The 25,749-nt window shown below is 40.2% G+C and carries 9 protein-coding genes and 1 pseudogene; 3 read left to right on the top strand and 7 right to left on the bottom strand.

Annotation, left to right across the window (positions count from 1 at the left end):
• The first annotated feature begins 755 nt into the window (after positions 1 to 755).
• On the top strand, positions 756 to 4,013 hold the full coding sequence (locus tag ACT3CD_RS12310; protein ID WP_444645934.1) for a S41 family peptidase: 3,258 nt from the start codon (positions 756 to 758) through the stop codon (positions 4,011 to 4,013).
• Between the two features lie 207 nt (positions 4,014 to 4,220).
• On the opposite strand, the gene ACT3CD_RS12305 is transcribed toward ACT3CD_RS12310, so the two are convergent.
• Together ACT3CD_RS12305 and ACT3CD_RS12300 are read right to left on the bottom strand one after the other, a co-directional pair.
• Positions 4,221 to 4,748 carry a hypothetical protein gene (locus ACT3CD_RS12305; RefSeq protein ID WP_444645933.1) on the bottom strand — a complete coding sequence of 176 codons (528 nt, stop codon included), beginning with the start codon at positions 4,746 to 4,748 and terminating at the stop codon, positions 4,221 to 4,223.
• Positions 4,749 to 5,597: 849 nt separating this feature from the next.
• Positions 5,598 to 6,860 (bottom strand): annotated as a pseudogene (locus ACT3CD_RS12300) (BNR repeat-containing protein); the annotation flags it as partial.
• A 1,487-nt stretch (positions 6,861 to 8,347) separates the two neighbouring features.
• Between ACT3CD_RS12300 and ACT3CD_RS12295 the strand changes: the two are divergent.
• Positions 8,348 to 12,382 carry a two-component regulator propeller domain-containing protein gene (locus ACT3CD_RS12295; RefSeq protein WP_444645932.1) on the top strand — a complete coding sequence of 1,345 codons (4,035 nt, stop codon included), beginning with the start codon at positions 8,348 to 8,350 and terminating at the stop codon, positions 12,380 to 12,382.
• 768 nt (positions 12,383 to 13,150) lie between these two features.
• A complete protein-coding gene (locus ACT3CD_RS12290) occupies positions 13,151 to 13,351 on the top strand; it encodes a hypothetical protein (RefSeq protein WP_444645931.1) in 201 nt (66 codons plus the stop codon).
• Positions 13,352 to 13,402: 51 nt separating this feature from the next.
• Here ACT3CD_RS12290 and ACT3CD_RS12285 read toward each other — a convergent pair whose 3' ends face one another.
• The 5 genes from ACT3CD_RS12285 to ACT3CD_RS12265 all read right to left on the bottom strand — a co-directional run bounded on the left by ACT3CD_RS12285 (position 13,403) and on the right by ACT3CD_RS12265 (position 25,510).
• The gene (locus ACT3CD_RS12285; protein WP_444645930.1) at positions 13,403 to 15,637 is read right to left on the bottom strand and encodes a DPP IV N-terminal domain-containing protein; all 2,235 of its coding nucleotides are present in this window, start codon (positions 15,635 to 15,637) and stop codon (positions 13,403 to 13,405) included.
• Positions 15,638 to 15,845: 208 nt separating this feature from the next.
• Positions 15,846 to 18,209, bottom strand: coding sequence for a beta-L-arabinofuranosidase domain-containing protein (locus tag ACT3CD_RS12280; RefSeq protein WP_444645929.1), 2,364 nt, complete (start codon positions 18,207 to 18,209; stop codon positions 15,846 to 15,848).
• Positions 18,210 to 18,444: 235 nt separating this feature from the next.
• Positions 18,445 to 21,210 (bottom strand): DUF5695 domain-containing protein, encoded by a 2,766-nt coding sequence (locus tag ACT3CD_RS12275; RefSeq protein ID WP_444645928.1) that lies wholly within the window; start codon positions 21,208 to 21,210, stop codon positions 18,445 to 18,447.
• A 41-nt stretch (positions 21,211 to 21,251) separates the two neighbouring features.
• The gene (locus ACT3CD_RS12270; protein WP_444645927.1) at positions 21,252 to 23,396 is read right to left on the bottom strand and encodes a family 43 glycosylhydrolase; all 2,145 of its coding nucleotides are present in this window, start codon (positions 23,394 to 23,396) and stop codon (positions 21,252 to 21,254) included.
• A 239-nt stretch (positions 23,397 to 23,635) separates the two neighbouring features.
• Positions 23,636 to 25,510: a DUF4859 domain-containing protein gene (locus ACT3CD_RS12265; protein ID WP_444645926.1), complete on the bottom strand. Its 1,875-nt coding sequence runs from the start codon at positions 25,508 to 25,510 to the stop codon at positions 23,636 to 23,638.
• Between the last annotated feature and the right edge of the window lie 239 nt (positions 25,511 to 25,749).

The following is a 25,749-nucleotide window of genomic DNA, read 5'->3' as shown; positions in this document are numbered from 1 at the left end:
TATGTTTCTCGTATATTTTGGTTATGTCGTAAATGTGGTGGTGCTTTGCCTGGCGCGTCGGGAGTTCCCCCTAAAGGGGGTCAGGGGGGTGCGGGGGCTTTTAGGGTTGTAAGTTTTTGGCTGGCACGTCAGGGTTCTACCCCCCCTCGGTCCCCCCTTGAGGGGGGATGGGGCGTAGCTCTTCCCGGATTTTTATGTAACACCTTTAATCTAACGATCTATTGATTCAATCATTCGCTCAAAAAAGTAGACTGTGCTTTATATTATCAATCATAATGTGCAAAACAATCAATAATTATGAATGCAACCTCGTTATTAGTCTGAAATCCCCTTCATAACGCACTACCCACGCGGCTTACAAAACCACGTGTGAAAAAAAAATTATCACGTGTGGTCTTTTAAAACATCACCTAATGTTCCAAAAAATATTATAAGAAAGAATGAATTTTGTCCAATCGAGAATCAAAACCGAATGCACTCGTCACAAAAAACTGGAAATGCTGTATTAATCCATAAACATTCGGACGAACGCGCATATCAAAAATAAAAAACACCCAGAAGGAGGATGATCTACCGGATGTTGTAACAGAACTTCTTCACATTCAAAATTGTGATGTTCATTAATATACTTATAAAGTAATAATGAATAAAATACAGATCTGTTATCTGTCAAGAAATACAAACAACATGACGTTAACTATTGTTATAACAATTGTTTTTTAGTTATTTGCAGCTACGAACCAAAAATAGAACAGATGTATAAAAATAATCTTTCTCTTATTGCACTATTTCTATGGGGAATTGTTGGCGCATATGCCACACCTGCCGAAACCCGGCTAATGCGTTTTCCAACTATATCGGAAACACAAATTGCATTCAGCTATGCCGGCGACCTCTACACCGTTCCCATTGAAGGAGGAACAGCAAACAAGCTCACCAATGATATTGGTTATGAACTATTTGCCCGATTCTCGCCCAATGGAGAACAATTGGCATTTACAGGACAATACGATGGCAATACCGAAGTTTTTGTCATGCCATCAACCGGAGGCATTCCCAAACGATTAACTTATACTGCCACCTTAGGACGTGATAAAGTGTCAGACAGAATGGGGCCTAACAACATTGCCATGACCTGGACGCCTGATGGAAAAGAAATTGTTTATCGATCACGTAAACAAACCTTCAACGACTTTAAGGGCCAACTCTTTAAAGTTCCTGTTGAAGGCGGTTTATCAACAGAGCTTCCTTTTGCAGAGGGCGGCTTTTGCAGCTACTCGCCCGATGGCAGTCAAATTGCTTTTAACCGTGTCTTTCGGGAATTCAGGACATGGAAATACTACAAAGGTGGAATGGCCGACGATATCCATGTGTTTGATTTCAAGACCAAATCAATGAAGAACATCACCAATAACACGGCACAGGATATATTTCCGATGTGGGCCGGTGATGAAATTTTCTTCCTTTCGGATCGTGACAGGACCATGAATATTTTTGTATACAACACAAAAACCAACACCACTGAAAAAGTCACAAACTTTACCGAATACGATGTAAAATTTCCATCTCTGGGTGGCGAAAACATTGTATTTGAAAATGGGGGCTATCTTTACAGATTAAACGTCAAAGACAAAAAAGCCGTCAAAGTCCCGGTTTTTATCAACAACGACTTCATCTATGCCCGCAACGAATGGAAAGATGCCTCGAAACGAATAACTGACGCGGATTTGTCACCCAATGGCGAGCGTGTTGTATTTACCGCACGCGGTGAAATTTTTAGTACGCCTTCGAAAAAAGGAATCACCAAAAATCTCACACAAACATCCGGAGCACACGAACGCAGTGCCACCTGGTCGCCCGATGGAAAATACATTGCATACCTTTCCGATCAATCCGGCGAATTTGAAATATACATTAAAGAACAGGATGGTAACAGCGAAGCCATACAACTAACCGACAATGCCGACACCTATAAATTTGGCATCGCCTGGTCACCCGACAGTAAAAAAATAATGTGGTCGGACAGGAAGTTACGATTGAAATACATCGATATTGAGACCAAAAAGCAAACAACTGTTTACCAGGCCGAATATGGAGAGATATACGCCTACAACTGGTCACCCGATAGTAAATGGATTACTTTCAGCCAACCCACCGATAACCAATTTTCTAAAATTGTTGTTTACAATCTTACGACACAACAAATTAACGACATTACCGATAACTGGTACGACTCAGGTTCCCCAACATTTTCGGATGATGGGAAATACATCATCTTCATTTCAGAACGTGATTTCAATCCGACCTACAGCAACACCGAATGGAATCACTCTTATTCAAAAATGCAACGCATCTATATGGCCATCTTATCGAAAGATACCCCATCGCCTTTTGCATTAGAAAATGATACCGTAAAAATTAAAGTCGAAAAAGCAGAAAAAAAGACGGATAAGAAATCGGACAAAGCAGAAAGTATTTCGAAAGATAAGTCCATCGTCATCGACCTTGAGGGCATCTCGAATCGAATTGTCTCACTCCCCATCGAAGCATCGGTATATTACAATATTGCGTGTATTAACAACAAGGTTTATTACATCGATTACTCCGATCAACAAAACGCAAAGGTCTACGACTTAGAGAAGAAAAAAGAAACCACATTGGGTAAAATTAACTACACAATTTCTTCCAATGGCAAGAAAATGTTGGTTCGGGAAAACAACAAATGGGGCATTATTGATCTTCCTTCCAGTGAAGTCAAACTGGACGAAACCATCGATCTGTCGAACATGAAAGTCTGGGTTGATTATCAAAAAGAATGGAAGCAAATTTACGACGAAAGCTGGAGACAGATGCGCGATTTCTTTTATGTTGAGAATATGCACGGTCTTGACTGGAAAGCCATGCACGACAAATATGCACAATTGGTTCCTTATGTGCGCCATCGCGACGACCTGACTTACCTGATTGGCGAGCTTATTGGTGAATTAAATATAGGCCATGCCTACGTTCAAAGCGGTGACCGGCCAACTCCCAAACGCATAGCAACAGGTTTATTGGGTGCCAAAATCAGTGCCGATGCTTCGGGATTCTTTAAAATTGATAAAATACTTAAGGGGACTAATTGGAGCAAAAGTTTACGTTCGCCTTTGTTAGACGTTGGATTGAATATCAACGAAGGTGATTTTATCCTTGCCATTGACGGGAAAAACACCAATTCAACAAGCGATCTTTACTCATTATTGGTTGGTAAAGCCGACCGGCAGGTTGAATTAACGGTTAACAGCAAAGCCTCGTTTGATGGTGCCCGAAAAGTTATCGTTTCGCCCATTGCCGATGAGTCGAATCTTTATTATTACAACTGGGTACAAAACAACATCGAAAAAGTAAACAAAGCAACCAACGGTGAAGTCGGTTACATCCATATTCCGGATATGGGGCCCAACGGACTTAACCAATTTGCTAAATTATTCTATCCTCAGTTGAACAAAAAAGGACTGATTATCGACGATCGCGGCAACGGAGGTGGCAATGTATCACCAATGCTCATCGAACGACTTCAACGTGAAGCACAGCGGTCGAATATGCGACGTAACTTCACCCATCCCACTCCTGTTCCGCGACAAATGATGATGGGACCTAAAGTGTTACTGATCGACCGTTATTCAGCATCCGATGGCGACCTGTTCCCATACGCATTCAAGCATTACAAACTGGGAACTGTAATTGGAACCCGCAGCTGGGGTGGCGTAGTCGGTATTAGTGGCTCATTGCCCTTTATCGATGGCGCAGACCTTCGTAAACCGGAATTTGCATCTTACTCTTCAGAAGAAAGCAAATGGATTATTGAAGGTCACGGTGTCGATCCCGACATTGTGCTGGATAACAACACTTACGAGGAATATATGGGGAAAGATGCTCAGCTCGAAAAAGCCATTGAGTTAATCAAAGAGCAGGTTAAAACAGAATACAAACCACTTCCTGCCATTCCTGAAGCACCCGACAAAACAAAATAAATAAAGCATACGATAAAAAAGCAAAGGAGGCCCAATTGACCTCCTTTGCTTTTTTTGATACACAACGACTCCATTATAATTAGTACTTGCTGGAAAAATCCAAATACAAAGCTTGTGAAGTCATAAAAATAAAGGCGTTTACTTTTCGTAAATGACTGTTTTTATGACAAGCGTAACGCAGAAGTTGACTTTATAGACAAACACTATTTAGACCTCAATATTCTCTTCATTTTTTTTAATATAATCGGTAATTAATTTACTATTGGTCATTATAAGGTACCCAATAAATGCTTTAAGAGAATAAAATATTATCCAATTAGATTGAGGTGCATCTCTAAATAACGATTCCTGCTGAATAAATGTAAAAAAATATTTACACAGCATTGGTAGTGCATCAACAAGTATAAGACCTCCGATCACAATTGTTGAGATGGTAAGTATAGTTTTCAGGCTTATACTCATATCTATTTTTTCCTCTTTAATTCCCTTGTCTAATTTTAATTTATCAATTATCCAGGTTGAGTTAAATATAAATAATTTCATTATCACAAAATAGGCTCCAACTACTATGAGCAATAAGGCTAGAATATAAATAACAGCAAAAAAATTATCCTGGCTATTATCTCCAAAAAAAGAAATTGCACCAATAAACTGGGGGATAGTGGTTAAGCCACTTAAAACGAGCCAAATTCCAAGTACTTTTAAAAACAGGATCCAAAAAGTTCTGATTGTCATGTTGTTTGATTTTGGTTAATATAATAATTGAATGTATTGTAATTGATGGTCTTTGTATATCAAATAGACGGGAGTGAAATCAGACCTCCGTGGCATACTGATTTGTTTCAGAAAAGTCAGAAAATTTAATACCCACCGTATAACTCACATAAAATCTGAAATATCAAAAGAAACAACATCTGCCACGGTGACAGATGTTGCTATAATTTATACTAAAAAAACGCTATTATTCCTTTATTGAACAATAATCTTACGGCTTTCGCCCCCTGAGGATATAATATAAAACCCACTCGTAGGAACAGCGATATAGTATTCTTTTTGCCGTGCGACAAAGGTGCTTATAACCCTGCCCCACGCATCAATAACTACCACATCATCGCCAATTGCAAGCCCGCCAATTTTAAGATTTGATTGTATCTGAACAACGGTCAAATCGCTATTTGTTTTATAATTGGATGGAATTGCAGTAGCCGCTGATTCCAATTCAATCAACTCAAGCATAAAATAAGGAGGTAACGTTCCGGATGGCATTTGATCGTTACTTTCGCCCATTGTTTCCCACCTCAAAATATAATTTCCGGTTTGATCTATGTTTACCTCAATGGGCTTTGAGTAGGTTCCGGAAATTGTGACACTGTCAAGTTTAGTGGGATAAGTCTTAGCATATTCACGTATAGCAATTGGCTCAAGGGATTCCTCATCAATAATAATTTCACCTTCGCCGTACTGCGAATGAGAATAGGAAACGCCAATTTCACCGCCTCCAAGGTTACGCATCCCCTTCAGTTCTATTTCAAAAAGGAGCGAACCACCTCCACCAAACTGATATCTGTAAATCCAGTTGGTGATGCACTTTTCTTCCCAGGTTTTGTCGTCTTTCATCCGATAAGCATACAGTTGAGAATTACCAAGCTCATCATACTTCATATTAACCAGAACAATTCTGTTTTTCGAATCCAGAGCATGTTTTTGCACACCATTTAGAATTCCGGTGCCATACATGCTTGAAGATATATCAACTCTAAGCTTTTCTTCACTAAAAACGATTGGACTGGCAACCGGATCGCCCGCAGCACTTTCCCAGTTTTTTAAATCCTTGCTACGCGCATAAGAAAAATCGTGATTTGTAGCCGCATCAGGCGTTTCGCGCCAGACCCAATAAAGATGGTAATAACCGTCAGATTCGTAGTAAGGACCACTCATATAGGCATTTCGATCGCCCAATCCGTCAATAAGAGCCTCATCAAGAAACCTGCTCCACGATTTAGTTTGAGGATCCCATATGTTATAAATTTCGTAACCATTTCCACTCCATCCATAACGATAGTGAAAAAGAAGATCACCCGAATTGGTCATTAAAAATTTTGGGTAGGTAGTATTATCTTCTTCCGATCCAGTCATATAGTTAAGCATTTCAAACTCAGATGCATCGTATGGGTTTTTCGAACGCCAGTAATTCAACTGAACATTGTGCATATTGCCACTTACATGAATATAACCTTCATTGTCAACAATCATCTCAAGATAGTTATGACTGTCCCAGGCAATTTTAGAATTTAATATGGTTTTTTTGAAAGACGATTCATTCAATTTTCGATAGCCAACGCACAAATTCTTATCCTTATCATAGTAAGCGATAAAATGATTATCATCTGCAATTGCCTGTGCATAAGCTACCGGAAAAGAAGACTCAACCAGGTCGACATCGAAACGTTGTTTAATTGTATAAGGAGTTGGGTCAGCAGCCTCCAATTCCACCGAATAAAACAAACTATCCCTTCGGTCAATTTCTTTCTGAATACGGCCGGCATCCCATAACTGATTATTAAAGGCTGTTAAAAGTGTATCATAATAAACCGATAAATCGGTTCTGTGATATACCGAAATGGCCGTTTCAACTTCATCAGCATAACCCTTCAAGTCTTGATAATCAGCAACAATTTGCTCTATTTGATTCAAGGCATCGTTGAGTGTCTGTATGGCAGTTAAAACATCATCTAACGACGAGGCTGATTTTGCATTCTCAGCATCCTCAACAGCAGCTTCCAATGCCACGCCTGAAGCGACAGGAAATGTGCCTTCATCAAGAATTTCATTAGCCCTTACGATCATCGGATCCAAGGTGCTGATGCAGGCCTCCAGGCTACCGCCGTAATACTTTAGTTTTACATTGTCGAAATAGGCATAATTGCCCATAACATCTTCGAGTTCGACACCAAATACTAATTGGCCATCAGTTATACAGGTAATAACAGAGTAATCGTCGATAATAGCATCCATTGAACGATTCGAATAATTTGCGAAGACTTTCATTCCCGAACCGGGTAAATCTTCTTCATCGTTACTTGATTGTATCTTAATACCACCCTGAATTGTTACCTCGTACTTTCCGTTTGGCAATCCTACAAGTGTTTGATGTATTTTTGCACTTGGTAAATTGGTCCCTCTGGTCACCCATTTTTCGCAATAATATGAACCATCTTTAGTTCCCGAAAACGCATCATTATTTTGGCGTTGAAAACCATTATTTCTCCAACCAAGACCGGGGTTTCCATCTTCAAAACTTGAATTTAAGATGGCCACATCCGTAATTTCCACAGGACTATCATTAGTTGCCGATTCAAGTTCGGTTGCTTTAGCAGCTTGTAATTCAGCAAGCCGGTATATCTTCCAATCAACATACCCCGTTTTATCACGATAAAGTGCTGAATTCGATATTAAAGCGTCTGAACCTAAATATTTTCCGGTTGTTTGTGAGTTCCTGATTTTAGTGGTACCATCAGCATTCGAATGTAAAACCCATGTCGTCAAACCTCCATACGTATATTCCCCGATCTGGGTAGTGTAGCCATTACTGCTTATGGCATGTAAAAAATATTTAGTCTGCGAGGCAGTACTTTTAACATAAAACTGACATTCAAAATTGGTTGGATCAACAGAGCCAACACCGAACTGCATATCTTCATTATAAAGAGAAAATGGCACCAGGCATGCGGCACTATGATTGGTTGCTACATCACGCGACCCCAGATATAAGTCAGATGCTGTTTGTTTTAACAAGACAACTTCATCCGCCTGTAATTCATCGTAAAAGGTTACAAGCCCTGTTTCCTGACCAACCATCCGCAAAGCAAAAATGAATTCAATCAAGCAAAAAAACATTAGTAATCTATTATTCATAATACTGATTTTAAGATCATTATATAAATATTTATAATGAAAAACATTGCCGTTCCCGTCTCAGAGAGCTGAACTTAAATATTTAGAATTATCATAAACATCTTCACAATAATGAACACACACTAACAAAATTTAAATAATGTAAAAATACAGGACGTAACACCGCCTGAATTTCAAAAAATCAACTATCACTATCACAGATTCGCAAACAACACGTTTTTTTATATTTTGTACTTCATTGCCAACTCTGAAAAAAATTTTAACACCTTTAATAGCTCAATGACAACCTAAATTTAAATGAGGCAGAACTAAATGATTTTTTTGCCACATCCTAAATTATACTCTATATTTCGATCGCAGTACTTAAGGCATATACAATAAAAAAGTAACAGCTCAAGCAGCTCCAATAAAAAACAGGAATGAACCGATTATTTTGGATTCTCACATTATATATGATCACCACGAGTGTTAAGTCAGAAATAAAATTCACTGAATTTGTCCATTACACAAATGAGGATGGATTACCATCTTCATTTGTTAAGAGCATAATACAAGATTCTGATGGCTTTATGTGGTTTGCAACCCGAGCCATTGTAACCCGATTTGATGGACAAACATTTAAGGAGTTTCCTGCTTACGACACTTCGGCTAATAAAGTGACTATATTTGGTGATAAACTCTATCTTGCTTTTGATTCTCTTTTAATCACCCGTACCATAAATCAAAAATATTATTACTTCGATAGCTATCAGGAATGTTTCAAACCTTATGAGTTATTAAATAGCGTTGACGCAGCTTTATCTGTAGTCCCTTCAAAAGATGGCTTTTGGATTTGCAGAACGGACAAAATCACATTCCTCGATGCCTCAACTAAAATGGAAAAACCATTAAAGACTATCTTTCCATTTGTATCATTCCCGGAAGAAATGGGTTTTAATAGTATTATTGAGACCCCAATATCGATTGTTATTTTGACAAATAACGACAAGATAGTGGTCGTTTCAAAAAAATCAAAAACAGTAAAATATTATAACGTTCCCAAAGAATTGACGCCCCAACAGACTACTCTGTTTTTTGTTGATTCGCGCGAAAATAGCTGGTTGGGAATGTCGGAGCATGGTCTGGTCCGTTTCAATCACACTACCGGAAAGTACCAGGTGTACTCTCAAAGTCAGGAAGCTCCCTTTAATTTACATCATAATCTGGTGCATTGCCTGACAGAAGATCAGCAAGGTCGCATCTGGATAGGCAGCGAAGATGGTTTAGCTATTTATGACCCGGAATCAGAAAATCTGACATTACATTATTTTGATTTACAAAACCCTACCGGATTAAATAGCAATCCCATCTATGATGCATTTTGTGATAGGGAAGGAAATGTTTGGCTGGGAACTTATTTCGGAGGAATCAACTTCTGGAGTAATAAAAAAAACTTTTTCAAAACCTGGAATCCAGGATTAGGAAAGGGCGAGTTGAATGGCAATGTTGTCAGTTGTCTCACCGAAGATAAGGAAGGCAATTTATGGATTGGACTTGAGGATAATGGGCTTAATAAATACAACCGCTATTCTGGTGAAATAATTCATTATTCACAAAATAAAGGACCGGCACTTTTATCATACAATAATATTCACGATCTTCTGTTCGTATCCGATTACGAATTATGGATTGCCACATACACCGGAGGTATCAACATTTTAAACACCAAAAACAACAAAATAAAGTACCTGAATCCTGGTAATACAAACGAATTATCATCAGATGCGATATACTCATTTTTAGATATAGGAAAATCTATTTATATAGCCACGTCGGAAGGCATATCGGTGTATAAAAAAGCAACAGGCTCTTTTTCTGCTTTGAAGCCTAAAATACTAGGAAAATCACAATTTGTATGTATAGCAGGAACGTCTGAGAAATTGTGGTTTACTTCCGGATCACAAGTATATGAGTATATACCATCTAAGGATTCTCTTTGTTTGTTCAACCGGTTACCGGAAATGAATAGTATTAATTTTGTAAAAACCGATTCGAAGGGTAATGTCTGGTTTGGAGATTGCTACAAAGGATTGTGCAGGTATAATGAAAAAACAGGAAATATAAAATTCTTCAACACTGAAACAGGGTTTCCTGTGTCATGGATATTTAGTCTTGAAGAAGGTGATAATGGTTGGTTTTGGGCCAGCAGTGATAAAGGATTAGTAAGATTCTCTCCCAATGAGGATATAAATATTTTGTATGACAGTAATTCCGGAATTCCCTTCAATCAATTTAATTACCGTGCATCATTCAGAGACAGTCAGGAAAACATCTATTTTGGTGGCAACAACGGGATGATTTCTTTCAATGAAAATCAGCCTGAGCAAAAACCCGACACATTGGAAATAATATTTACCGGAATGAAACTCTTCAATGAAGAAGTAATTCCAGGAGAAGACCAAAAGTTAAAACAGTCATTAAACAAATCAAAAAACATTTTACTGGATTATGATCAAAATGTTCTGACAATAGAATATGCGGCAATAGCCTATTCAGCTATTGGTAGCTGTCAGTATGCATATTATCTGGAAGGTTTTGAAAAAAAATGGAATTTTGTGGGAACACGCAATTTTGCGACATACACAAACCTGAGTCCCGGCACCTATTACTTTCATGTAAAAGCCTCAATAGGAGACATTCGAAATGCTGCTAAAGGTCAACAATTAAAAATCGTAATTCGTCCGCCCTGGTGGTTGTCCAAAAGCGCTTTCGCCGGTTTTCTTTTGACAATAATTTTATTGACCCGCCTGACTCTGAAAATAAATAAAAGGATTGAACAAGCAAAAGCGCTATTAATGTTGGAACGTCGGGAACGCGAACATGAAGATGAAATCCATCAAATTAAACTTGATTTTTTCACGAATATATCACATGAACTTAAAACACCTTTAACACTAATAATCGGTCCAACCAGCCAACTTATGAAAGAAGAAAAACTGAGTCCAGCCTTAAGAGAAAAGATTTCGGGAATTGAACGGAACGCCAAGCGTCTGTTTTATTTGATCAATCAGTTGCTGGAGTTCAGAAAAATTGAAACAGGAAAAGATAAATTGACAATTTCGCTTCAGGATATTAATACATATATAAATGATATAACAGAATCATTCTCGGAGTTAGCTGATTCAAAAGGCATCGAATTTATTGTTCAAATACCTCAACCGAATTCTAAAATTTGGTTCGATGGAAATAAAGTTGACAAAATCATTATTAACTTACTTTCCAATGCTTTTAAGTTTACCGAAAAAGGAGACAAAATTAAGTTATTCATAGATATCAAACCAAGAGAAGGTGCTTCCTCAAATGACAAACAAAATTTGATTATACAGGTATCAGACACGGGCAAAGGAATTGAACCCGAGTTCCTTGATAAAATTTTTGATCAATTTTTCCAATCGGATCATGGAAACGTCCATTCTGCAAATTCAGGAATAGGGCTGGCTTTCGTAAAAAGTATGGTTCTGTTTCACCGGGGTACCATAGAAGTGGATAGTAAGCCGGGTGAAGGCTCCAGTTTCACGGTATTGCTCCCCGTCTCAAAAGCCGATTTCCAGGACGAAGAAATTGTAACAGAAAAGGATCAGTTTATAAAACAAAATTTAAAATCCGAAATAGTCCAGGAATCATTTCCAAAGCAGATTGGCGATCCCATAGACGCGATTTCAGGCAAACCATATATTCTGCTGATTGAAGATAATATTGAATTGGTAAAATTTCTTATCGAGTTTTTAGAGGTTAATTATCATGTTGAAGCTGTTAGTAACGGCAAAAAAGGATTAGAGAAACTTAATACATCAACACCAAATATCATTATTAGCGACATTATGATGCCTGAAATGGACGGTATTACATTTACAAAAGAAGTCAAAACCGATCAGGCCACCTCCCATATACCTATTATATTGCTGACCGCAAAAACAGGTGTAGAAAACAAATTGGAAGGACTAATGACAGGAGCTGATTATTACATTGAGAAACCATTTTATCCCGAAATGCTTATTCAAATAATCGAAAACATTTTAAAAAACAGGCAAAAAGTGCTTACTCATTTTCATAATGACGCAGCCTTTCCATCATGCGAATTATATTGTTCCAACACCGATATAAAGTTCATAGAAGAGTTGACTAAGCTTGTAAAAGAACATCTGGATAATGAGCACCTTGATGTAACTTTTCTGACAAATAAAATGGGCGTAAGTCGTTCCCTGCTTCACAAAAAACTTAAAGGAATTGTGGGATGCTCCACGACAGAATTTATACGTACTATTAGGATAAAAAATGCCACTCAATTAATTCGTGCAGGAAAATGTAATATTGCAGAAGCGGCTTATGAAAGCGGCTTTGCCAGTCCAGCCTACTTTACTTCCTGTTTTAAAAAACTTTACGGCCAATCGCCTAGAGATTATTTTAATATTTAGTGTTTGTCTATAAAGTCAACTACTTCGTTATGCTTGCCATAAAAACAGTCATTTACGAAAAGTAAACGCCTTGAATTTGAACTTCATAGCTCAAACTCCCGACTTTATGGCAAATAAAAAAATTTAGAGAATTAATTAAAATCCAGCTCTAATATAAAAACCAGTAATCTCAGGAGATATCGGGGTTGCTTTCCGCCTCAAGGAATTTCCGTTTAGGAAATGACTTGCAGCGACGGCATTTTAATTAATTGAATTTTGCTGTAGTGGAGCGAAGCGGATCACGAATACCTTTGAAATAAAAACCTCAATGAGTAAAAAAAGTAAAAGCCCGTGCGGCTTGAGCACATAAATGAAAAATATCTTTTTTACGTAATTAGGCGTAGCGAGACGCTACACCGAACGAGGCGAAGCGGATCACGAATACCTTTGAAATAAAAACTTCAATGAGTAAAAAAAGTAAAAACCCGTGCGGCTTGAGCACATAAATAAAATAAAAATTTTTTACGTAATACGACGTAGCGAGACGCTACACCGAACGGATTTGAATTAAAAAAAATAATGTAGCGTGATGTCTGATAATATCACGCTACATTTTAATAAAAAACACACGTCTTTTTTCAAAAAACACACGTCTTTTTTGAAAAATCACACGTGTTTTTTCTGCGCCTCACAAAAGCACTATAAATTAACACTTTACAACAGTCATCACCACCCGTCATTTCTTATGCGGTTCGATACCAGGAAACAAGTTTTGCATGGCTGCCTCGTGTGGCAAATGGCGCTGTTACAACGGCAAAAACTGATGCCGGGTCATGTAAAAGTGCGTTTCTTTGGACGACCGAAGATCAAAGCAGTAACCGGATTCGTGTGCAGGCACAGAATATTGGCTTGTCAGAGAACAATGAAAACAGGCATGATCTTAAGTCTATTCCGGCCACCGGCGAACAGGTGGGCGTGTCCTTTGAATAGGGCGATCCCTCTGAAAATTGGGTATGATAAAATAAATAAACAGAACAACAATCAATTATTCCAATTGGGAGTCGCTTCATTTAACAAATAACGGACAAAGAAATCACGACGTTTGCGCTCCCCATACTTACCTCCCAGGGTATGATTAACACCAGGTAATACAAGCAATTCAAACTCCTTATCAGCATTAATCAAAGCATCCACGACCTGCATGGTTGAAGCCGGATCAACATTGTCGTCATTCTCGCCAACAATCAGCAACAGATGTCCCTCCAAAAGGTGGGCATTCACAACATTCGACGATTCGGCGTAATGGGGACCTACCGGATATCCCATCCATTGCTCATTCCACCACATCTTATCCATTCGGTTGTCATGACAGCCACAAGAAGCCACCGCGGCAGAATAAAAGTCAGGATGAAAAAGCACAGCTCCCATGGCACTCTGACCACCAGCAGAAGCCCCAAATATTCCAACTCTTGTAGTATCCATATAGGGATACTTTTCTGCTGCAGCCTTCATCCATTTGATACGATCAGGAAAACCGGCGTCCTTCAGATTTTTATAACAAACGTTATGGAATGCTTTACTTCTGTTAGAAGTTCCCATGCCGTCAATCTGCACAATAATGAATCCCAGTTCGGCCAGCCTGCTAAAATGTCCCATATAAGGGACAAAACTTTTTTGCACAAAAGAACTGTGGGGGCCTGCATAGATATACTCAATAATAGGATATGATTTTTGAGGGTCAAAATTGGAGGGTCGATAAATATTTCCCCAGATATCCGTTTTTCCATCGCGCCCTTTTGCAACAAAGGGTTCAGGTGCCACCCATCCACACTCAGTCAGCTTTGAAACATCCGCTTTTTCGAGCGTCATCAAGATCTTCCCGTCGGCAGATTGTCTCAAGACACTAACCGGGGGAATATCCGGCGTTGAATATGTGTCTACAAAAAACTTATAATCATGAGAAAAAGTAGCCTTGTGTTGTCTTTTATCCGGCGTCAGATCTACAAGCCCTTTGCCATTAAAGCCCACCCTGTAGTAATGCTCGAAATAGGGATCTTCATTTTTGTTGCGACCACTGCCACGAAATATAATGAAACGTTCGTCCTCATTAACATGCTCCACACCACGAACGACCCACTCACCCTTAGTCACTGCATTTTTCATCTTTCCTGACTGGCCATCAAAAAGATAGAGGTGATTCCAGCCATCGCGCTCCGAAGCCCAAATAATTTCCTGAGTATCTTCCAGGTCATATCGATACCGCTTACCACTATAATCAATAAAAGTAGAACTCTTCTCATCAATTACAATGAGTATCTCCCCTGTCATAGCATCAACTTTTACCACCTGGTATCGCTGGTGTCCACGTTGATTGAACTCAAAGGTGAATGCCTTGCTATTGGCCAACCATTTAACATTTGAGATACTATACTGATTCTCGAAAGCTCTGGTATCAATATCAATTTGTTTTCTCTCCTGCACATCAAACAGAGTGGGTCTATGAATGGGAAGAACATCGCCAGCCCTGAGATATTCAATTTTATGCAGTTTTGGAAGCAATTGTTCTTTGGGAGAAGACTCTATAAACTGCATATAGCGTTTTTCATGAAGTCTGACTTTATTAGTCGTCAGATAACGTGAATCGGGGGACCATGAAATATAAGAAGAATAGAGGTCCACGGCAGCTCCATCGAAACTCAGCTGTACCGGCTCCTCCTCATCCAGCATCCTGACAAACAAATTATAATCGCGAATAAAAGCCACCTTTTTACCATCGGGAGATGTAACAGGTCCGTTGCCCAGCTCATCGCGAGTCTTGCCCCAATGACCTCCAGAGTGCCGCTTATTCGCGGGGGCAATAGCTTCCAGTTTATAATCCTCCGTAATGTGGCATTTCCATACAGAATCTTTATATTGGAAAGTAAAACTTTCAATTTCGGGAGAGAATTTCAGTTTATTAAGCCAAAGTTGACCCGGCTTAGCATTCATATTCAAATCTTCTTTCAACACCTTTGCAACGCGGTCATGATCGAAAGCCAATCGTTTACTCAGGCTTTTAGCATCAACAATGTAATAACGTATAGTATCGGAAGAGATCCTCGTTTTGTACCAAAATAGTTCGGTCGTGTCTATCCAATTCAGTTCAAGTACTTCATTTAGTACCATATTCCTAAACTTCGAAACAGAGTCGGCCCTTTCATAATCCTCCTTAGTAAGCTGTGCATTAAGAATCAGTGCAGAAAAAACAAAAGGTAAAAGAAAAACAAAACGTATCATATTAAAAAAAAATTATACTCACACCCTAAATTAAGAGATTAACTACTAATAAAAGAGCGAGGGATCATTAAACAAAAAGTATATGCAAAAATTATCCTTTTTAGAACAGATGCATGGCACATTCTCGAAAAACTCTTGCACTTATCAAATAAAACTCCCTGCAAAACCATTTTTCACAGGGAGTCTATAAATTATCAATATTAAGCGCTTACTTCTTCAAGGTTCTAGCGCCAAAAACCGGTCCTGCCCTATGGTCATCTTTGGGATCTAATTTTACGGTAATAAAACCATTTTCTCTGTCAATGCCATCAGGGATATCATAAACCTGGGTATAAAATTCACCGGGGCGGGCATTGGAGATATTTTCAGTGGCAATTCGTTCTCCATTAACCAAAATATCGAAGGTTTTACTCCCAGAATAACCACCCCAATATTCAATAGCTAACTGCAGAGGACCTTCATCAACGACCTTCATTTCAAAAGACATCCAGCCGCCACGATCGGCCTCACGATATTTACGCCGACGATACTCATGAACCCAACTTTTTTCGCTTTTAAAATTATGGTCTCTTTCCGGCTGCATTTCTCCAGGTTGAAAATAATCAATGGTCCGGGCCTCCAGTTTTTTCTTAGCCTCCTGCCTGGCTTTGTACTCTTCCTGAAAAGTCTTCCATCTGGCTTCATTAAAGATGTCAAAATAGACAGAATAGCGCCAGTCATTAGTTTTGTAGAAAGGTTTAAAAACGATATCACGCGGACGCCCAACATTTTTCGTTTTAAAAGTATTAGTAGCCCCCTGAACGCTGGTAGTCCATGTCTCAGGATTAGAATCATCAACCATCAAAACAGGCACATAAAGAGGATTGGCGGCATTTGCATCATCTTCGGGTCCCAGCTGTCCGGCCAAAACCAAAGGGCCATACATCAAAGCAACTCTGTCTTTATTGTCGGGCATAGTCTCTAATCTAAGCGAAAAAGGAAAAGACACCTCTACTTTATCCCCTGATTTCCAAACACGATCAATAGCCACAAAACTTTGTGGCGTTGCGCTAAATGAAACTTCCCTGCCATTAACCTTCACTGTCATACCTTTTTGAGCCCAGTAAGGATAACGAATCTGCAGTACTAAATCAATTGGTTTTTCACACTCGAAAGTAAAAGCAGTACTTTGCTCATCAGGGTATTGTGTATGCTGAGTCAATTTTAAGCCTTTTTGAGCCCAGGTAAGCTCAGAGGCAATAAACTGACTCACAAACAATTCCTGATCATTGTAGAAATAAATATTTTTCGGATACTTGGCGTGATTTTCCATTCCGGTTCCCACACAACAAGTGAATCCGTAAGGGTCCTGATATTCTTTATGCCCCCCCATCTCAAGCGATAAATTATATATAACATGCCCGGTTTCGGGATGTTGAGACGAGAGAATATGGTTAAATAACGCTCTTTCATAAAAATCAGCAATTTTAGCCTCTCCTTCCCATTTAAATAAATGGTTTGAGAGTTTAAGCATATTATAGACATTGCACGTTTCAGTTGTGTTACTACTAAGATAATTGCTAAGAGTATCAGGACTGCTAAAATACTCATGGTCACCATTACCACCGGTAACATACGAATGATGATTGACAACACTCGTCCAAAAAAATTCTGCTGTTTTTCGATCAACAGTATCGCCGGTCAGTTCATAACGACGCGCCAGTCCAATTAATTTGGGTATCTGAGTATTGGCATGATGGCCCGGCAAAATATCTATCCCTTCGGAAAGAGGCCCCAACACAGCCTCGTGATGAAACACCCGCGATAATTCCAGATATTTATTATCACCTGTAACGGCATACAGTTCCGCAAAAGATTCATTAATTCCGCCATGTTCACAATGAAGCATCTTTTGAATATCCTCATGTGAAAGGTTTTTTACGATCGTTCCAAGCCAATCGGCAAATCCCTTTTCAATTTCCAGCGCTTTTTCGTTTCCACATAACTTATAGGCATCCATCAAACCGGCCATTACTTTATGTTGCGTATAAATGGGGGCCCATATTCCATTGAGATCAAAACCGGCTGAACGAATTTCTCCTTTAGCAATCTGTTCCTCAAAAACCTTCTTGCCTCCTTCAAAAGCACCAATATACCCATCCCCATTGGCTATTTGAATTTCATCAAGTTCACTGACGATATAATTCACCCTATCCAAGAACTCCTCATTTCCAGTGGTTTTATACATCATCGCACAGGCAGAAAGATAATGCCCAAGGCTATGACCTGTCAACGATTCGCCTTCCCAACCACCATAGTGTTCAGCTTTGGGCTCCAGACCTGCTTGTTCTCTGAAATGGGCCAACAAACGATCAGGTTCATAATTTAAAAGAATTTTCTCATTGCGTTTAGTCGCGTCCAAAAAGGGCCCATCCAGCAATTTAACATCTTCCAAACCAAACTGTAGAGCACGAAACGGAATCACTTCCGGACCGCCGGTTTTGACATAATGCTTCTCTGCTTCGGGCTGCTGACAACCACAGAAGCACACTGCCGCTCCCATAAAAATAAACCAAAAGACATTTTTAATCATTTCTATTAATTTTATAAGTTGTTTATTTCAAAAAAACAGGATCATTGACTGAATCCATAATAAACCAAATCATTGCATTCCTCCTCCATCAGAAACTAAATGTTCCAATTAGAGTTTGTCTGAAAAGCCCCTGTTCGGTGTTACACCTACTCTTAAAATAAGCATTTACACCACTAAGCTCACATTTTTAGGGCTTCACAAGCCTTGAATTTTATATTTCAGTCACTTAATTTATTTATTCTTGCTCATTCGTTGTTTTCCGGATAATGATTGTTTTGTTTTTCTTCTTCAATGGAATTACATAAACACCACGCTCATTCGCCAAAAATTCAGCAGGTTTGTAATTATCGATTCCGTTAGTATCATTCAACAAAATCCGCAATAAAGCATTCGGTGTATAATCATTTTTAGCATCCAAAACCAGTTGTAGTTGGCCAGACAAATAATTATATGAAACACTTTTAATTTTACCGGCATCAAGAGATATCTCAAGCCCCAGTGGCGCTACAAAAACACGTGAACGAGCCGCTGTTGTTAAATTTAAAGTAATCCATTCACCTTTGGAGGTCACATTTCCTCCCATACCCAGCCATCCAAACTCACTATGTTTAACCAGAAAAGAGGCGGTATTAACGGCATAGCCAAAAAAGCCCGTACCATAATCACCTGAAATACCATCGATACTCAATGTTGAGGGGAAAGAATGAAATGCTGCAGGCGCAAAACCATCCTGAGTGATATTCGATAAAGCACCCATCAATCCGCCATACCCTACTCGCAACATATAAATATCATCAGGCGATTCTTTATAGGCATGCAAGACAGGAATTGCATTCAATGCTGAGCCATAATGATGAAGTTGACGCTCAACGCGCGACAACTTCCCTGCGTACAGAAAATCCCAATAACGCCGGGCACTACCATTATACCCCCAATGAGGAACTGTAGGCATATAAGCCAATATGGCATTTAATGTAACAGTGGCCTTGTCGTCGAAATCAAAATATTTAGACCACATATATACTTCTTCCTGCCCCGTAGAGTCCCAGGGCATTTCACTACCAAAAGGATAATTAAGAGATGCCCAATGCCCGGCCCTTTTACGCATGGCAGACGTCAGTTTTTCAGCCTGGTCGTTCCACCCTTCTCTTTTTAAGTCTTCCAATACCAACAGAAAAACAGTGCCTTCCATCTGCCCAAATTGAGCATAATAAGGCGCCTGCCCGACCATCGCCATGGAAGTTTGAAAAGCATTCTCCAGATACCACTCCCACGAACGTTGAGTTACCAGTCCCTTATAGTTACGTCCCAAACGATACATCACCCAATGAGCAGCCGCAACGTGAGGGTAATTATACGAGCGTCCTACCGACTCAGAAGCCTCTTTACTCCATGCCGCCCAGGTGCCATAATTAACATCATTGCTGTAAGTTCCATCAGGCATACTATCAGGCTCATAATAAAAGAGGCTCTTACGAACGCCATATTTATGTTCGCCTTCGCTATATTGAATACCTCCCCACAAAGTTCGGTTAACAAAATCTTCCATTTTGGCCACTTCATCCGGATCGGGTTGCACCAGTTGTTTCATTACAGCATTAAGCCAGCTTCCGGCACCACCTTCATCGCTGAGACCAGCTATCCACGACCGACTATTCTGAGTTATTTGTCGCTTATCTTCATAATCATAAGTTATAACAGATGGGGCGCGACCAAAAAGATCACTTTCATCATCAAACCATTGTTCGTGCGTCAAAAAATGGCCATTGTCAGCAACCACCTCTGCCTCCGGTTTTATAACTTTATAATTAACAGATTGAAGCGTACCGTCTTCATAAGTAATTAAAAGACGCGCCCGCCCCCATTTAAGGCCATTAACACGAATTTTTTTCCAACCCGCCGGCGTCACTCCGTCCTCTTTTATTGCCAGGGCACCTTCGGGCATCACCTCAAAAGACTGAATACCGGCCTTATAGTTAACAAACAACTGTCCATCCACATCCCGGGGCAGCACATAGCCTGGAAAACCAACAGCCACCGGACGCTTTTGCTCAATTAACGTTTGCTCTATGGTATGAACATTATCGCATAACACAAATTCAACGCCCACCGAACAGGATTCTCCCGGAGCCAAAACAACCGATGTGGGCTTGTTCCACTGTTGCACACCACGCCACTCATTGTCGGCATACGCTTTACTGTGAACCATCCATTCATGAAATCCCTCAAAAGTGATTCCACGTGGCATAGGATCATCGAGCAGGGGACGATAAGCTTCAAAAGGCGTTTTGCCATGCGGCAAAACCAGCAATACGGGTCCCTTTCCGCTCAGCCTTACAGCTTGCAAATACCCGGCATCCATGCCAATATACGGATCAAAAAACACATTCCCGGCATGCACCTCATCCAGGTGCTTCTTGTGAAAAATATTGTTGAAAACCATCGGTATGCCCAAAGCTCCGATTTCAATCTCATTATCGAGTTTATTATACAACTCAAAACGCAAAATTAATTTCCCATCTACATTTTCCCAAAAGCGCGTGACTTCAAGCGGTACATCTTTGGGAAGCGTACCATCCAATCTGGCAGCCGCCAAAACACCCCTACCTCCATTGTCCAACGCCTGAACATCTCCTCTTTGCGCAGCAGTTGAATAACTGGTCCAATCAACCGTCCCCTTCTGCCGCACACGGAAGTTTACATCACCCAGCTGATAATATCCATCTCCTTTTCTAAGCTCCGACCACTCACCCGTTGTATAATTAAAGCCCGGCTCAACCACCGGCGATAATTCTATTGCTGTTTGAGTTGATTTATTCACCGAAAGCTTAAAATCCGGGGTTGCGAACTCCAGCAAACCCGATGTGGGTTCCAACTGTTCCTGAGCCGAAGCATCACTAACTGCCAATCCACTGCCGACGCATAACATCCCCCCCAACAATAGAGAAAGAGAAACAGCTCCCCCTGATTTTTCACGTTTAAGTCCCTTTAATAACTTCATATTGAAACATTTTATCTTATTAATTAAAACCTATTTTTGCACTATCTCTTGTTACTCAACCCGCGAGGTCTGCTTTTATTCATCAAGGCCTCTACTTCGGTCTTTATCATTGGTTTATTAAACAGGCTGAGACTGGATATATACCCCGAGAAATTCTCTTCTGATAAACCACTGCCACCAATAATTACACAACTGTTCTCCACAAACAAACTGATGGGCTGTTCCAATACCAGTACTCCATCAACATAAAGCACTTCCTTCATCCCATCAAAAACCAGTGCAATATGGTGCCATTCACCGGCTTCGGGAACCTTACAGTAGGCCAGATCGACATAGCCATCTCCATGGGCCACAGCGCCATAATGGCCAGCACCGTACATAAGCGCAGCATACGACCCCATCATCATATTCTCTCTGGAAGTCCAGGTGGTGATACATTCACTCTCACCGACCTCCGGATTCAAAACCCAGGAGGAAACGGTAAACGGCGCATTCCAGGCCATACTTTCAGGGACTTGCCTGTTAAGCTCCAGAACCTGTAGCCCGTCAAAAAAGAAAGCCTTAACACCATCTATCTTTTCTATTTTCAATTGGGCACCCGTAACTGAAAAACTTCCACCTATTACGCCTTTATTTGGAATATCACCTGTAAGCACGCCTGATTTCAGTCTTTCTGCATCCAGCTTAACAATACAGCTTTCTGTACGCTCTACTCCGGGTCCTTCAGCAGACTCCGGGTTTTGAAAAAAAGGAACCTCAAAAAGCGAATCGTAAACCTCCAATTCCCAAACTGCTGCAAACACGCCTGTTTTTTCTGTACCCGTCACCGTCAACTTCACAAATCTTGCCGTAGCATTGCCATCATCAATCATTGGTGAACCCGATCTTCGATTCTTGCTTTTATCTGCAAATAATGTCCAGTGAATACCGTCGGTAGAAGTCTCAATTGTATATTGATAATAGAAAGTAGGATATTCGAAACGAGTCATTATTCGTTTAACATTTATCATACGCCCCAAATCAACGACCAACGACTGAGGCAGTGTGGAAGAAGCAGCTTTCCAGATTGTACCATTATTGTTATCGGTAGCAAATCGAGGTAAAAACTGATGATTAATATCCCCATTTGAAAATCGGGTAGCTTTTGATTCCAGATGATAAAAAGATGAAGCATTAGCCAAGGCTCTATAAGCCAGATTTTCGCAGACCATCAAATCCTGTCCGAAATCAATTCCATGGTGTGATGGATTTACCTTCTGAATTGTAGTATCATTCTCAAACACCAACCGATCAATACAGACCTGACGAAACATGCCTCCCGTACTGTGGGGATTGTCATGTCTGTGATAAACTATATAGTATTGATCATTTCCCTTCAGAACTGAATGGTGTCCGGGACTATCGATGGTCCCGTCATCGGATGACTGCAATATAGGTGAGTTCTGACCATACCGGTATGGACCTTCGGGACGGTCACTAACAGCATAATGAACCGCATAAGAGCTAAGTCTGCAATCGCCGGAAGAATACATCAAAAAGTATTTCCCGTTCCTTTTTAGTGGGTAAGCCGCTTCAAAAGCCTCCGGCACCTGATTCATAGGGATCGCATCACTACGGAGAATAGTTGTCATATCCACCGGGTCAATCTCCGCCCATCCTATTCCGTCGAACAAATGACACCAGGTTCCAAACCAGCTGTACACAGATCCATCATCATCTTTCAGGAACTGGGCATCCAGCGCCGGCAGGTTATCAAGTCCGGTGCCCACTTCAATCACAGCGACACCATCATTGATTGGCTTCCAAGGGCCCATTGGCGAGTCGGAAACATATCCGTAAATATTACATCCAAACTGACAATTGCCCATATAAAAATAATATCTTCCGTCATTTCCTTCCACCACATCAGGCGCCCATACATTGGTTAGGCCTTTTGGAACATCCAGATCCATCTCGTAGTTGAACCAATTCACAAAATCTTTACTAATCCACACCTGTGGTTCACCCGAAGCGAGTTTTATTCCGTCAGTGGTGGAGTACAGGTACCAGGTATCTCCGAATTTCTTAATGGTCGGATCAGCAAAATAACCTGGAAGAAGGGGGTTGCCTGCACCAGAAGAATCAAAAGAAACAACCTGTGCTGACAATATCCCCTCAAAAAGAATCAAACCTATTAATACAATCATCTTCCAGTTTGTACTGAATCTATGAAAAATAAATTTTCTCATTATCTGTTTAAATAGAGTATGTCCATAAACTAAGTGTTTGAAATATAAAGCTCAAAATCAAGGCTTGCGCAGTCATAAAAATCAAGGCGTTTACTTTTCGTAAATGACTGTTTTTATGACAAGCGTAACGCAGAAGTTGACTTTATAGACAAACACTAAATAGTTTTCGTAAAACCAGTCGGAAATTTTAATGGCTGTCAGTCAATGATAACATTAAAAATAAAAGTTGCCTGAACTGTTTTTCCGGACTCGTATTCATAAACCAATGCCTGACTGATTGAATACTGCTCACCCGGGACACATTGCCCCGGATATTGTCCAATAGAAAAAGAAAAGGCCGATGCATTAAACTCCGAAAAAAGTCTGGCCTCACTTCCCCATCCGCAAACATTTCCCTCAGCATCAAACCAATGCCCGTAACCATTGGCTGTGGTATTGGCATTTAATGTTCCATCTGCCTCCCGGCCATTAAAACCAATGTCGCTTCCTATTTTGCTGGTAATCTCTCCCGGCTTAAGCACAAAGCCCTTACACAGGTCTATCAGATTGCTTCCCTCCAGTGTTATGGTGGTTCCCGAATACTCGCTATTACTAAAAGGAAAATTAATGTCAAAATTAAATACAACGCTTTCATGAATTTCTGTGCCATCAAAATGAATATTTCCAAGAATATCTGTATTTGTAAACTTCACCTTGTAAGGCCATTGATCGTCATTACTCTCGTCATCATCCCAGGCGTGAGGGACATAGGTATCCGGGGCTCCGGTAACAACAAACCATAATTTCTTACACTTTTCCGAAACAACGAAATTCACCACATTTTCTGTACCACTCATCATATCTCCATAAACCCGGGAACCATCATCCAGCAAAGCAACATAGCCATAACGCCAGCCGGCCCTTTCGGGATTTTCAACCTGATTAAAGCCTAAGGCATTGACCAATCCGGTAAATTCGGCAGAAATAGTAGTCCCCGCTTCAGGAACATTTAAAGGAATCGCGTTATAACCCGTGGTCCCTGGGCAACGATCATAAGCCACTTGATAACTCCCATCTCCCAACTCCACAAATTTGAAAGATTGCTTTCCAACATAGGCTACTCCCATTTCCCGAAGAGCATCAATATCCCATGTAACAAACCGGCTGGCAGCATCATAAATTTCGTCATTGAATTGCTCAACCGAAATATTCGTAATTCGCATGTAGGTTTGGATGGGATCTTCCGGTTCTTCTGCCAATCGCCACAGTCTGCCAATGATATCAATTCCATGTTTCTGAGCCCAGTAATAATGAATAAAATAGCTGGCATAGCGATAATCTTCATGGTGTAAATGTCGGTGAGCGTTATCGCAATAAACAGAAAAGTGTCCTGAACCAAACACCTCTTCAGGATAACTTTGGTATGCCTGCCATTGAGCACATTGCTCCCAGAATGCATTACCCCCATTACCTCCAAAGCCATATCGATATCCAGAAGTTCCACCCCGATCGCAAAATACCTGATACTGAAAACTGTGACCAATTTCATGGGCAATGGTTGAACCTACAGGCTGACACGTGTTCGGACTCAGCCATAATGCACCAATAGTGTCATCATATCCGGCCCCAGTAGCATTCCACTCATCCTGATAAAACAGGAATATCATCATCTTGTAATCATCCAGGAGGGATTTACCAACCCCCACCTCAGCAAATTTGAGTTGATTGACATTAAGATCATAAAACCCCTCAGCTTTTTCCAGCATATCATCTATATCCACTCTATAGGCTTCAGGCACCTCCGATGCTCCAGGATCCTTGTCGCCATATCCTTTACCCCAAAAAACAATAAAATTATCCGATTCTCTGCTTCGCTTATAACACCAGGTACTATTCTCATCATTAAAATCTTCCCCATCAAATTCGTCTGGGATATATATTTTTTTCTCTTCTTCTGCATCAGTCTCCTCTTTATTCACGTTAGAAACCTGAGCCTCTTCATCATCGCAACTGTTGGCAATTCCAAAAATGAAGATTAGGGATAAGAAAAGTATCTGATATACTGTTTTTGTATGGAACACTGTTTTTTTCATATGTTTATAATTTGTCTCTCAGTGGTCATATGGAACTCGCCAGGATAATCATACTTCTGTGTGTGAAACAATTCTCATGGCTCGTTTCATACCATCAGGGCTTGCATTCGTTTAAAATTACTCTAAGATATTGATGGGGACTCATTCCTGATAATCAGAATTCGTCGCAGACTGTTAAATTCAATGAAATAGATGTTTACCGACACCTGTAATCCAATCTCCCCAATGATTACCGCAGC

This window comes from Geofilum sp. OHC36d9, from assembly GCF_052400685.1.
GTDB lineage: Bacteria > Bacteroidota > Bacteroidia > Bacteroidales > Marinilabiliaceae > CAZHHH01.
This window is presented reverse-complemented; position numbering and strand designations above follow the sequence as displayed.